This window comes from Boseongicola aestuarii, assembly GCF_900184815.1.
GTDB classification, from domain to species: domain Bacteria; phylum Pseudomonadota; class Alphaproteobacteria; order Rhodobacterales; family Rhodobacteraceae; genus Boseongicola; species Boseongicola aestuarii.
In genome coordinates, this window is the sequence record NZ_FXXQ01000004.1 from 195,174 (window position 1) to 207,082 (window position 11,909).

Consider the following 11,909-nt stretch of genomic DNA (forward strand, 5'->3'; position numbering starts at 1 on the left):
TGTGACCGTCTTTTTCTGCCAGTCGTAAACTCTGGATCTCACATAGACGTGCAGAGTTTCGTGAAATTGGCGACGAAATGTGCAGAAATTCACATAGCGGCAAGTGCGGCCCGAAGGGCCGTCATATCGTCTGGAATAGGGGAGGTGAAGCTGAGATTTTCCTTTGTCACGGGGTGAAAAAAGCCCAGCGTTTCGGCGTGAAGTGCTTGTCTTGTAGAGGCTTTTGCCTCATCCGCGCCCGGAGTGTCCGCGGCCAGTCGGCGGCGTCCGCCGTAGGTCGGGTCGCCGATCAAAGCGTGGCCGATGTGGGCTGCGTGGACGCGGATTTGATGGGTGCGGCCGGTTTCGAGGTTGCAATAAATCTCGGCGGCGGCGCGGCCAAATGTTTCAATCACGCGAATGCGCGTAACGGCGTGGCGGCCTCCGTGGAACAAGACGGCCTGCCGTTGGCGGTCGGTTTTGTGGCGGGCAAGTTGTGTTGTGACCTTGATGATGTTGCCGGGCTCGAAGCTGACGCCCTTGACGCCGCGTAGGCGCGGGTCGCCCTGATCGGGCACGCCGTAGCAGAGCGCGCGGTATGTGCGCTCGACGGTATGGGCGGCGAACTGGTCGGCGAGGCCGTGGTGGGCGGCGTCGGATTTGGCGACGACGAGCAGGCCGGATGTGTCCTTGTCGATGCGATGCACGATGCCGGGCCGCTTTTCTCCACCTACACCTGAGAGGTCTCCGCCGAAGTGATGAAGGAGAGCGTTCACGAGCGTGCCGGAGTAGGAACCGGGCGCCGGGTGAACGACCATGCCGGCCGGCTTGTTGACGACGAGGAGGTCATCGTCCTCGAACACGATATCAAGCGGGATCGCTTCGGGGAGGGTTTCGACGTCGACGGCGTCAGGCACGGTAATGTCGAAGGTGTCACCTTCGGCCACCTTGGCCTTAACGTCTGTTAACGGCACGCCGTCTTTGGCGACGGCGCCTTCGGAGATGAGTTTCGACAGCCGGGAGCGGCTGAGATGCGCTTCCTCTGGCACATCGCGGGCGAGCGCCTTATCAAGGCGCGACGGCGGGGCTTCGCCGATTGTAATGCGATGGACGGTCTTGGACATGGACGAACGCGAGCCTTCGGTGGGCGAGGTCAGGCACCTCAAGTATCTCAAGTGGCTGGTGACGATCCTGACCGTCACGATGATCGGCGGGGTTCTAACGGTCGTGGGCCTGCTTGTCATGCAGTTTGGTGCATTGAATGACATTCCGCTGCCGGATGAGATCGAATTGCCGGATGGGGCGAAGGCGGTTGCGTTCACGCAGGGAGACGACTGGTTTGCCGTGGTCACCGAAACGGACGAGATTTTGATCTTCTCGCGTGCGACCGGTCAGATCATTCAGACGGTGAAGATTGCGTCTGATTAGGCGAGCCAGCCGGATTCAAGGGCTTGTGCCCAGTCTTCAACACCCTTTGCGCGGGCCAGCGCGACCATTTCGCCCGTGTCGTAGGGGACGGCGATGAAGTCGACTTGCCAGATGCCCTGAACCTTTTCGACGATTGCATAGCGGGCGTCGGGCGCCCCAAGCTGGAAGACGAAGGGCGGATCGAGGCGACTGTCGAGAAACGCCGGGCATCCGACCGAGCCGGGGTTCACGATTGTCGGGCCTTTGGGCAGGCGTACAAGGTCCGGGGTGTGCGTATGGCCGCATCCGATAAGCGTGGCATCGGTATCGCCCATGCGTTCCGCCACGCCGGTCAGATCGCGTTTGATCATGCGGTTTTGCGGGCCTTCCATGTGCAGCCACATCTCGTTGTCGTCCTGCATTGTGCCGTGGCAAAACAGGGCGTCTTCGATCCTGAGGATTGGCGAGAAGGTTTTCAGCCAGTCGATGTGATGGCTGGAGAGATCGTCGATGATCCACTTTTCCCATAGGCCCATCTGGTCGGCCGGGCGGTCGAAAAGCTGTCGGTCGTGATTTCCAAGCACCGTTGGCAGTTCGCGCGCCATGAGGAGGTCGGCGGTTCCTACGGCATCAAGCGGGCTGGACAAGCTGTCACCAAGGTTGATGATCCTCGTGAGTCCGCGTTGGTCGATATCCGAAAGAACAGCTTCAAGGGCCGAGCGGTTGCCGTGAATGTCCGAGATGAGGGCGAATTTCATGAGGCGAGACTGTCCCGCATTGGCGAATTCGTAAAGAGCGGATGAACCGATCTTTATATTCGTGAATTTGGTAAGGAGTAGTGGTACCGCCTCCCCGGCTTGAACGGGGGACCCCTGGTTCCACAAACCAGTGCTCTAACCAACTGAGCTAAGGCGGCACGCGGGCAGGGGATAGCGCCGGTTCGACACGATTGCAAGAGGCTTGGTCAGAGATCGAGGTCGCAGGTTTCTTTGACCGCTTTGCGACCGAAAAGGTGACCGGGCCGGGACGTGGAGCAGGCAAAGCCCGCGCGGGCGCACCTGTCGAGATCGGTGCGAGTCCTTCGGCAAAGCGGCGCAACATCGGCGTGCCGTTCACGGGCGACGGGGATGATGGTGGTCAAAAAGCTATCCGGTTTGCATGCTGGACAGGGACGATTTCGGAATGCTTGAGACTGGCAGATACTGATCCGCTTGCGTCTTTTGGTGCTGAAATGTACGCCTGCGCAGATCAGGAGGGCCGTGTCATGGGCATCAACAGCGAAAAAGACATCGAAGCGAACTTGCAGATTGGGCCAACAAGCCTGGGCATGGTGCGCATCTACGTGGCGGGCGATGGGATTGATATTCCTATGGATTTCGAGCCTGACGAGGCCGAGGAAATTGCCGAGGAAATTCGCGCAGCGGCTGCGCGGGCGCGGGCAACGGCGTCTAAAGGCCCCAAGAGGGGATAAAATCCGGATCACGCGCGGCGTGCCAGCGGGTTGCGGCGTGGCGCGCGAATTTCTGCACCATCACTTTGCGGCGCGCGGGTGCAAGTTTGTCCTCGGGCGCCATGCGCAGGATTTCGGCGTCGTAGGCATCGGCGATGATGAGGCCGGTATCTTCAGGCAGAAGGTCGGTCGGGAAATCCTCGTCCACGGCCCAGAAAAACCGATCGCACCACTCCAGATAGCCCTGCCATTTGTGATCGGACTGAAAGTCGGCGCGGCTTGATTTGCATTCGATGACCCAGACCTCGCTTTTCGGACCCAGCGCCATGACGTCCACACGCAGACCGGATGTGGGTGTCAGTTCTTCGACGGTCACGAAATCATGGCCTAGCAGATGCCGGCAAACCCCGCGCGCCAACAACTGGCCTGGCTTCTTTTCAGGAGGTGAGAGATCATCGGGCATGAGAATAGTGTGAACAAAAGGTAAACATTTATCAAGAGAGATTAAGCGTCTGGCGATTTGCCCTCTTGTCTTGGCGATTGCACAGGCCTATCTGCCGAAGTGACGGGTTCTGCCCTTCTCGTGTCCGGGTCTAATTCCAGTGGCCTTACTCAATTCCGAGGGAGCTGGCTCTGTGCGGATCTTGGTCTGTTTACCTGGCGCCCACCTGTACTTACAGGTCTTCGGGAATTTATAGAACCTCTACGGTCGCGGCGGTCCCGTCACTTTTCTTTCTGATGCTCGTCTTCCGATTTCCATTGCATCATCATCACGGTGATCGCGATATGCGCGCCGCCGAAGACCGAGCCTGAGAAGAATGCCAAGAGCCAGAACGCCATATATCCGCCGTCGACGTTCTGGACGAGGTGGCGCAGGTTCGCGACGTTGAAGCCGACGACGAGGATCGCGAAGATCAGCCCTAGCGCGAGGCCGAACAGGCCCTGACGGATGAAGAGCCGGACGAGGGGTGTCATTTGTCGGCGTTGTCCTTGTTTTTCACGGCCCGAGAAAATCGCTTGAAGAGGGAACGGTTGTTCTGAATGAATTCTTCGATCATGCCAGAAAGTCCGAGCGAACGTTCTTTCAACCACAGAAATCCTGAAATCGCGCCGAAACTGGCACCGATCGTATCAACGATGAGGTCCCACATCGTATCCTGGAGACCGCTTTTCTGCATGTTAAGGCCGAAAATCTCATCCATTGCAAATTCGAAGATTTCCCAGAGTGCGCCGATCGACAAGGCGACGCAGAATGCGATCAGACCAAGCGCCCAGGGCGGTGCGTTATAGCGGTCGCCCTGAAAGAGGTAGAAGACGAAGAGAAACCCGATGATGCCGAAGCCGACGGCTGAACTGCCGTGCAAGAGGACATCCCACCACCAGAATTTATTATAGAAATCAAATATTTCTCCCAGAAACAATGTTCCGAAGAGGAACAGTGAAATTGCCGCCAGAAAGCTGAGAGGGATTTGAATTTGAAAGCGGTTCGAGAATACCGTCGGCAGAAGCGTGAGCGTGAGGGCTACGCATGTCACGAACGCGTTCGACCATTGCCGTGTGAACAGCGCGACGAAAAAGGCGACGGCGAGGATGCCCCAGATAATCAGGGTGAGATATGGGATGCGCTCGAAATTCATGAGTTTGATATTATGTGACGAATGTGATGCGCAAAAGGGATAGGCTGCGGGTTTCTGGAATGAATGATATCAGGCTGGCCAGTTGGAACGTGCGAAAATGCGTCGGTTTGGATCGCAAGCGCGATCCGTTGCGCATCGTAAACGGACTGAATGCGCTTGCCGCGGATGTCGTCGTCTTGCAGGAGGCGGACCGGCGGTTCGGGCGGCGCCCGGCGGCTTTGCCAGAATGGATGATTGCCGGAGAGAGTGATTATGCGCCAGTGCGTGTGGGGCGCAGCGAGGTCAGTCTGGGCTGGCATGGGAACGCGGTCTTGCTGGGACCGGACACCCGTTGCCTTGATGTCGAGGTCATGGATTTGCCAGGGCTTGAGCCTCGGGGCGCGGTGATCGCGGATATTGAGAAGGGCGACTCGAAACTGCGCATTGTGGCGGTGCATCTTGGCCTGATGACGCGATCGCGGGTGCAGCAATACCATGCGATCCGTGCGCATCTGGCCGTTCTGGAGGCGCTTCCGACCGTGATACTGGGCGATTTCAATGAGTGGGGAACAGGGCGCGGTTTTCCGGGATTGCCGGACTTCGAGGTTCACGCCCCCGGTGCCACGTTCCACTCGTCGCGGCCTGTGGCTGCGTTGGATCGGATCGCCTTGAGCAAGGCGGTTCGACTGGAGGACGCGGCTGTGGTCGAAACTTCGTTGACGAAGGTCGCCTCGGATCATCTTCCGATTACGGCGCGGGTCTCGGTTGCGGCCTAGACGACCACGTCTTGCGCAACTTGTTTCCCGACGCCGAAGACGCGCTTGTAGCGCTGGATTTCGTCTTCCGGTCCCATGGCCTTGTTGGGGTTGTCGCTGAGTTTCACCGTCGGGTTGCCGTTGGCGGAGACGGCTTTGCAGACCAGCGAGAAGGGTGCCAGGGCGTCGTTCGGCACAAGGCCGCGGAAGTCATTTGTCAGCATTGTGCCCCAGCCGAAGCTGACGCGGACGCGGCCTGCGAACTTGCTGTGGAGTTCAATTATCTTGTCGACGTCGAGACCGTCCGAGAAAATAATCAGCTTTTTGGTCGGGTCTTCGCCGCGCTCTTTCCACCAGCGGATCGCGGTTTCGGCCCCGGTGGCGGGGTCGCCTGAATCAACGCGGATACCTGTCCAGCCTGCTAGCCAGTCCGGCGCATTGGCGAGGAATTGTTCGGTGCCGTAGGTGTCGGGCAGGATGATACGCAGGTTGCCGTCGTGTTCCTTGTGCCAGTCCGCAAGAACCCGGTAGGGCGCTTGGGCGAGGTCTTCGTCGGACGACGCCAGCGCGGAATAGACCATCGGCAATTCGTGAGCATTGGTGCCGATCGCTTCAAGGTCACGGTTCTTGGCGATGAGGCAGTTCGAGGTGCCGATGAAGCTTTTGCCAAGCCCTTCGTGGAGGGCCTGGACGCACCAGTCCTGCCACAAGAACGAGTGGCGGCGACGGGTGCCAAAGTCGGCCAGAAGGAGGCCATCAAGGTCCCGCAGGGCTTCGACTTTTTTCCACACGCGGGTCATGGCTTGTGCGTAGAGCACCTGAAGTTCGAACCGGCCCATGTCTTTCAGGACGGCTCGCCCGCGCAGTTCCATGAGGACAGCAAGCGCTGGGATTTCCCAGAGCATCACTTCGGGCCACGCACCTTCGAAGGTCAGTTCGTATTGATCGCCGACGCGTTCGAGGTGGTATTCCGGCAGCGACAGGTTTTCGAACCACGTCATGAATTCCGGGGTGAACATCTGGCGTTTGCCGTAGAAGGTGTTACCGCGCAGCCATGTGCTTTCGCCGCGGGTCAGGGACAGGGATCGAATGTAGTCGAGTTGCTCGCGCAGTTCGCCTTCGTCGATCAGGTCGGCCAGCGGGATGTGTTTGGCGCGGTTGATCAGGCTGAAGGTGACGCGGGTGTCGGGGTGATTGTGGAACACCGACTGGCACATCAGCAGCTTGTAGAAGTCGTCATCGATCAACGAGCGGACGATCGGGTCGATCTTCCACTTGTGGTTCCAGACGCGGGTGGCGATGTCGACCATGTTCGTCTCTCGCGGGTGGGGCCGGGGCGGTTCTTGCCGCCCCGGCTTGTCGGTTAGGCGGTCGCCTTGGTCAGCGCCTGATCGAGATCGGCGATGATGTCGGCGGCGTCTTCAATGCCGATGGACAGGCGCACTACATTCGAGCTTGCCCCGGCCGCTTCGCGCTGTTCGTCGGAAAGCTGACGGTGGGTCGTCGAGGCCGAGTGGATGATCAGCGAGCGCGCATCGCCGAGGTTGGCGACGTGGCTGAACAGTTCGAGACTGTCGACCAGCTTCATGCAGGCATCATAGCCGCCTTTGACTGCGACGGTGAACAGTGCGCCTGCGCCGTTCGGGCAGATGCGCGCGACGCGCTCGAAGTAGGGCGAGCTTTCGAGGCCGGCGTAAGTGACCTTGTCGATGCGTGGATCGTTCTCCAGCCATTTTGACACGATCTGCGCGTTTTCGACATGTTTGCGCATCCGCAAGGACAGGGTTTCGATGCCCATAAGCGTATAATGCGCGCCTTGTGGGTTCATCGTCATGCCTAGGTCGCGAAGGCCAACCGCGATCGAGTGGAAGGTGAAGGCCATGCCGCCGAGGGCTTCATAGAAGTTGAGGCCGTGGTAGGCGGGTTCGGGCGCTGCGAGCGATGGGAATTTGCCGGATTTGCCCCAATCGAATTTGCCGCTGTCGATGACGGCGCCACCGGTGACCGTGCCGTTGCCGGTCAGGTATTTCGTGGTCGAATGGACGACGAGTGTCGCGCCGTGCTTGATCGGGTTGCACAGGTATGGCGTGGCCGATGTGTTGTCGACAATGAGCGGCAGGCCCACTTCGTCGGCCAGTTTGCCGATGGCGTCGAGGTCGGTGATGTAGCCGCCGGGGTTGGCGATGCTTTCACAGAAGATCGCGCGGGTGTTGTCGTCGATGGCCGCGCGCACGGCGTCCAGATCGTCGAAGTCTACCAATGTCGCGGACCAGCCGAAGCGTTTGATCGTGTGGGTCAGTTGCGTATAGGTGCCGCCGTAGAGCTTGTTCGAGGCAACGACGTTTGTGCCGGGCATCATCAGCGGGAAAAGCGCCATGATCTGGGCTGCGTGGCCGGACGAGCAGCAGACGCCGCCGATACCGCCTTCGAGGTGTGTGATCCGCTCGGCGAGGGCCGAAACTGTGGGGTTTGTCAGGCGCGAGTAGATGTTGCCGACTTCGGCCAGATTGAACAGGGCAGCGGCGTGATCTGCGTCACGGAAAACGTAAGCCGTGGTCTGGTAGATCGGGACCTGACGTGCGCCGGTGGCGGGATCTGGTTTGGCGCCAGCGTGAATTTGAAGGGTATCAAAGCCTTGGGGGCGATCGGACATTCTTTGGGTCTCCCATTAAATTATTTGGGCGGACCCTAGATTAGTGGTGCAGTAGCCGCAATGGCAGATCAGGTGCCGATCAGTCGCAAAACCACGACATAATAGGCCGTATCCTTGTATTGCGCGGCGCTGACGGTCATCACGAGACGTTCGACAATGGTGTCGCGGATGGTCAGTTGAACTGAATCCTCGATGCGATGCTGTGCCAGCATTTCAAGCGGCGTTCTGTTAACGTCGAGTGACATGCCGGTTGCCTGATTGAAGGCTTCGTCCTTCCGAATGGATGGCAGATTGAACATCGTTTGAGCGGCACGGTTGGCGTAGACGATCTTTTCGTTCTGACTGACGACCATCACCGGGTCGATCATCAGTTCGAGGCCCGCGCGAAGCTCGTTCTCGGGCACGTTCAGCGCAAGGAAGCCGGTCGTTTTGCCGGTATCGTCGACGCGCGGCACGATATAGCGCTGCCATGCCCGCACGAAGACGTTTTGCGGGGGTTCGTGTTCGGTATAGGCAATTTCTCCACGCTCAAGCATGGCGCCGTAGAGGCTGGTTATGAAGGTTCCGATGTGACCGGTGAACTGCGAGGATCGCTGTCCGGTCATGTCGCGTCCATAGTGCTGCGCGATGCCCGAGCCGTAGTAGGTGTAAACAAAGTCTGTCTCCCCCTCGACGGGTTCGATCATCATGATCCATTCTTTAAGCTCGCCGAAGTGGTCGAGGTTGATGTCCGTATCGGGCAGGCTGCCATCCTCGCGGGCGAGGACGCGGCAGACGGCGGCGAACTCGCGCAGAAGCGGGTTGCGGATTTCGATATCGGTCGGGGACCAGATGACCTCGGGGGCGCGCGCACCGGCTGCGTTGAACATCTGGCGCAGGAGATTTGGGGTGGCGGGTTCAAAGCTGTCCGCGATCAGATCGATCACGTTTTGATTGCGGTTTTCCTGAGCCATCTTCGCGACCTCCTGTTAAGATCTGTCAGCTTTGGCAAAAAGGTGGACGTCCCGGTGCGCAAATTCAAGGTTCAGCGCATCCACAATCGGTTTCTCTTGATCCTTGCGCGGATGGATTGTTCCTTGGCGGGGAGGTCGTTCTGGTCGAAAAGTGCGCGCACGCGCGCTCCGCGGCGCTGGTAGATCATGCGACGGAAGGGTTCGTAGGTTTTCAGGATACGCTTGATCTTGTTGGGTTGGGTGAGGTCTTCGAGGAACGCCAGTTCTGCGTCGGAGGCGCGGGCGTAAAACAGCGGGAGAGCGCGCCAGTGTTGGCTTATCTCTCCGTCGAGGCCTGCGAGGCTGGCGTCAGGGCGACCACCGCCAAGTGCAGTGATAACCACCGGCAGAGCGATCTGATCGAGCCAGGGGAACAGACTTTGCGAGGCCAGCGCCTCCATCGGGTCGTCGCGCAGGCTGGTCATGACGTCCAGCATCCGGTCGCGGAAATCATGGGGGTCAGATGCGAAAAACCACCCGGCATTGAAATAGAGGTAGCGTTCCCAGTGGTCTTCGGGTTGCGAGGTGTCGAGCGTCGGTTCGAACGGGACGTCGAAGCGGTCGTATATCGCTTGCCAGATCTCGGTATGGCCGGGGCCGTAGAGGGGCGGGTCGGGCCAGGTGGCCGTGCGGGCCATCGAGGCGCTGGGCCGCGCGAAGTTGAAGGCGATCTGGTCGATGGGGCCGATGAAGAGGGTGTCGGTATCGAAGAAGATGAAGGGTTCATCCTTTTCGAGGGTCGACAGGGCTTCGATCTTGTTGCCTTGCGGGTAGGTGGCGCCGAAGTGCGGTGTTTCAAAGCTGCGGATGTCGGCGCCAAGGTCGGTGAGAAAGTCTCGGGCGTCCTCGTCCGTTATGCCGGGTTCCCCGGGCCAATTGGGGCCGGGGCGCGGTTCGGCGATCACCAGTTTACCGGCGAAATTCGGTGCGGCCTTGCGAAGGGAGGCGGCGAACAGGACTGCCTCGTAGGTCAGCCGTCCCGATTGCGCGACGATAAGGATGGTGGGGGCGGTGTCCGGCATGATCCGGGCACCTTAGTCGCGTGATCTGGCGCTGAAAAGAGCGGTTAGTCCTTGGCGTATCCGATGCTTTGCAGGGCTGTCTTGATCTCGTCGAGGATTGCGGGATCATCGATGGTGGCCGGCATTTTGAAGTCCTGTCCATCGGCGATCTTGACCATCGTGGCGCGCAGGATCTTGCCTGAGCGGGTCTTGGGCAGACGCGGCACGCAGCATGCGAGTTTGAAGGCAGCAACGGGGCCGATATTGTCACGCACCAGCTTTATGCAATCCGCGACGATCTCGGCGTCCGACCGCGTGGTGCCGGCGTTAGTGCATAGGAATCCAACGGGAAGCTGACCTTTCAGCTCGTCCGTCACGCCGATCACGGCACATTCGGCGACGTCGGGGTGAGCGGCGAGGACTTCCTCCATGCCACCGGTCGACAGGCGGTGGCCTGCGACGTTGATGACATCGTCGGTGCGAGCCATGATGTAGAGATAGCCGTCATCGTCGATGTAGCCTGCGTCTCCGGTTTCATAGTAGCCGGGGAAGTGGTCGAGATAGCTCTTGCGGAAGCGGTCCTCGGCGTTCCAGAGAGTCGGCAGGGTGCCCGGTGGCAACGGTAGTTTGGCGGCGATGGCGCCAAGTTCGCCGGGTGCGACGGGGTGGCCTGCTTCGTCGAGGATCTGGATATCCCAGCCGGGCATGGCGACCGAGGGCGAGCCGATCTTCACTGGCAGTTGTTCTATGCCCATCGGGTTTGCGGCAATCGCATAGCCGGTTTCGGTTTGCCACCAGTGGTCGATCACTGGCACGTTCAGCATCTTTTCGGCCCATTTTATGGTGTCCGGGTCAGCGCGTTCGCCCGCGAGGTAGAGCGTTTGCAGGGACGAGATGTCGTAGTTCTTTACCAACTCGCCTTTCGGGTCTTCGCGCTTGATCGCGCGGAAGGCGGTCGGGGCGGTGAACAGGACCTTGACCTTGTGGTCCTGGATGACGCGCCAGAACGTGCCTGCATCCGGGGTGCCGACGGGCTTGCCTTCAAAGACGACGGTGGTGTTGCCGTGGATGAGAGGGGCGTAGCAGATGTAGCTGTGGCCGACGACCCAGCCGACATCCGAGGCGGCCCAGTAAACGTCGCCCGGTTCCACGTTGTAGATGTTCTTCATCGTCCAGTTCAGCGCGACGAGATGGCCCGCCGTCGGGCGCACTACGCCTTTGGGCTGACCCGTGGTGCCGGAGGTGTAGAGAATATAGGCGGGATGATTTCCAGCGACTGGGACACATGCCGCCGGTGTTGCGTTGGCGACGGCGTCGTTCCAGTCGAAATCGCGACCTTCGAGTAATTTGCCGACGGCCTGTTCACGCTGGAAAATGATCGTGAAGTCGGGCTTGTGGGTGGACATTTCAATCGCGGCATCTAGGAGCGGTTTGTATTCCACAACGCGGTTGGGTTCGACGCCGCAGGACGTGGCGACGATAGCTTTCGGTTTGGCGTCGTCGATGCGCACTGCCAGTTCGTGGGCTGCGAAACCGCCGAACACAACTGAGTGGATCGCCCCGATCCGGGTGCAGGCCAGCATGGCGACCAGGGCTTCGGGGACCATCGACATGTAGATGATCACGCGGTCGCCTTTCGTGACGCCGCGCTCTGCGAGTGCGCCGGCAAGGGCTGCCGTCTGGGTCTGAAGTTCGGCGTAGGTAGTGGTGCTTTGGTGACCGGTGATGGGGCTGTCGTAAATGATTGCGGCGCGGTCGCCATTGCCGGCTTCGACGTGGCGGTCCACGGCGTTCCAACAGGTGTTGACTTCGGCTTCGGTGAACCACTCGTAGAGAGGTGCGTTGTCATCGTTCAATGCGCGGGTCGGGGGGGTGACCCAGTCGATGGCTTGTGCTGCCTCCATCCAAAAGCTTTCGGGGTCTGCCTGTGCAGACGAATAGACGTCGCGATAGCTCATGAGTCCCTCCTCCTCGAGTTATCTACGGAATAGGGCGACAGGTGTGTGGTGGGCAAGCTTTGCGCGCCGGGGCGTGGCAGTTTATCGCAAGATATTTG

At 59.7% G+C, this 11,909-nt stretch carries 13 protein-coding genes and 1 tRNA gene; 3 read left to right on the plus strand and 11 right to left on the minus strand.

Annotated features, from left to right (window positions below):
• Positions 1–89 precede the first annotated feature (89 nt).
• Positions 90–1,103 carry an RluA family pseudouridine synthase gene (locus BOA8489_RS08225; protein ID WP_093973528.1) on the minus strand — a complete coding sequence of 338 codons (1,014 nt, stop codon included), beginning with the start codon at positions 1,101–1,103 and terminating at the stop codon, positions 90–92.
• Between BOA8489_RS08225 and BOA8489_RS08230 the strand changes: the two genes are divergently transcribed.
• On the plus strand, positions 1,102–1,407 hold the full coding sequence (locus BOA8489_RS08230) for a DUF6476 family protein (RefSeq protein WP_093973598.1): 306 nt from the start codon (positions 1,102–1,104) through the stop codon (positions 1,405–1,407). The genes BOA8489_RS08225 and BOA8489_RS08230 overlap by 2 nt on opposite strands.
• On the opposite strand, the gene BOA8489_RS08235 is transcribed toward BOA8489_RS08230, so the two are convergent.
• Together BOA8489_RS08235 and BOA8489_RS08240 are read right to left on the minus strand one after the other, a co-directional pair.
• Positions 1,404–2,144 (minus strand): metallophosphoesterase family protein, encoded by a 741-nt coding sequence (locus BOA8489_RS08235; protein ID WP_093973529.1) that lies wholly within the window; start codon positions 2,142–2,144, stop codon positions 1,404–1,406. The genes BOA8489_RS08230 and BOA8489_RS08235 overlap by 4 nt on opposite strands.
• Before the next feature lie 81 nt (positions 2,145–2,225).
• Positions 2,226–2,302, minus strand: a tRNA-His gene (locus tag BOA8489_RS08240).
• 348 nt (positions 2,303–2,650) lie between these two features.
• On the opposite strand from BOA8489_RS08240, the gene BOA8489_RS08245 reads away from it, so the two are divergent.
• Entirely contained in the window at positions 2,651–2,857 is a 207-nt protein-coding gene (locus BOA8489_RS08245) for a DUF6324 family protein (RefSeq protein ID WP_093973599.1), read from the plus strand.
• Here the strand turns inward: BOA8489_RS08245 and BOA8489_RS08250 are convergent.
• The 3 genes from BOA8489_RS08250 to BOA8489_RS08260 all read right to left on the minus strand — a co-directional run bounded on the left by BOA8489_RS08250 (position 2,835) and on the right by BOA8489_RS08260 (position 4,473).
• A complete protein-coding gene (locus tag BOA8489_RS08250; protein ID WP_093973530.1) occupies positions 2,835–3,299 on the minus strand; it encodes an MmcB family DNA repair protein in 465 nt (154 codons plus the stop codon). The two genes, BOA8489_RS08245 and BOA8489_RS08250, sit on opposite strands and share 23 nt — an antisense overlap.
• Before the next feature lie 260 nt (positions 3,300–3,559).
• The gene (locus BOA8489_RS08255; protein ID WP_093973531.1) at positions 3,560–3,811 is read right to left on the minus strand and encodes a hypothetical protein; all 252 of its coding nucleotides are present in this window, start codon (positions 3,809–3,811) and stop codon (positions 3,560–3,562) included.
• Complete coding sequence (locus BOA8489_RS08260; protein WP_093973532.1) at positions 3,808–4,473, minus strand: DUF2238 domain-containing protein; 666 nt, start codon at positions 4,471–4,473, stop codon at positions 3,808–3,810. Before BOA8489_RS08260 ends, BOA8489_RS08255 begins: the two co-directional genes overlap by 4 nt.
• Before the next feature lie 59 nt (positions 4,474–4,532).
• Between BOA8489_RS08260 and BOA8489_RS08265 the strand changes: the two genes are divergently transcribed.
• The gene (locus tag BOA8489_RS08265; protein ID WP_093973533.1) at positions 4,533–5,228 is read left to right on the plus strand and encodes an endonuclease/exonuclease/phosphatase family protein; all 696 of its coding nucleotides are present in this window, start codon (positions 4,533–4,535) and stop codon (positions 5,226–5,228) included.
• On the opposite strand, the gene pncB is transcribed toward BOA8489_RS08265, so the two are convergent.
• The 5 genes from pncB to BOA8489_RS08290 form a co-directional block, all read right to left on the minus strand.
• The gene (gene pncB, locus BOA8489_RS08270) at positions 5,225–6,517 is read right to left on the minus strand and encodes a nicotinate phosphoribosyltransferase (protein ID WP_093973534.1); all 1,293 of its coding nucleotides are present in this window, start codon (positions 6,515–6,517) and stop codon (positions 5,225–5,227) included. The two genes, BOA8489_RS08265 and pncB, sit on opposite strands and share 4 nt — an antisense overlap.
• Positions 6,518–6,570: 53 nt before the next feature.
• On the minus strand, positions 6,571–7,860 hold the full coding sequence (locus BOA8489_RS08275) for an O-acetylhomoserine aminocarboxypropyltransferase/cysteine synthase family protein (RefSeq protein ID WP_093973535.1): 1,290 nt from the start codon (positions 7,858–7,860) through the stop codon (positions 6,571–6,573).
• Positions 7,861–7,928: 68 nt separating this feature from the next.
• A complete protein-coding gene (locus BOA8489_RS08280) occupies positions 7,929–8,813 on the minus strand; it encodes a PAS domain-containing protein (protein WP_093973536.1) in 885 nt (294 codons plus the stop codon).
• A 71-nt stretch (positions 8,814–8,884) separates the two neighbouring features.
• Positions 8,885–9,874 carry a GT-B fold glycosyltransferase domain-containing protein gene (locus BOA8489_RS08285; protein WP_093973537.1) on the minus strand — a complete coding sequence of 330 codons (990 nt, stop codon included), beginning with the start codon at positions 9,872–9,874 and terminating at the stop codon, positions 8,885–8,887.
• 44 nt (positions 9,875–9,918) lie between these two features.
• Complete coding sequence (locus BOA8489_RS08290) at positions 9,919–11,811, minus strand: propionyl-CoA synthetase (RefSeq protein ID WP_093973538.1); 1,893 nt, start codon at positions 11,809–11,811, stop codon at positions 9,919–9,921.
• Positions 11,812–11,909: the final 98 nt, after the last annotated feature.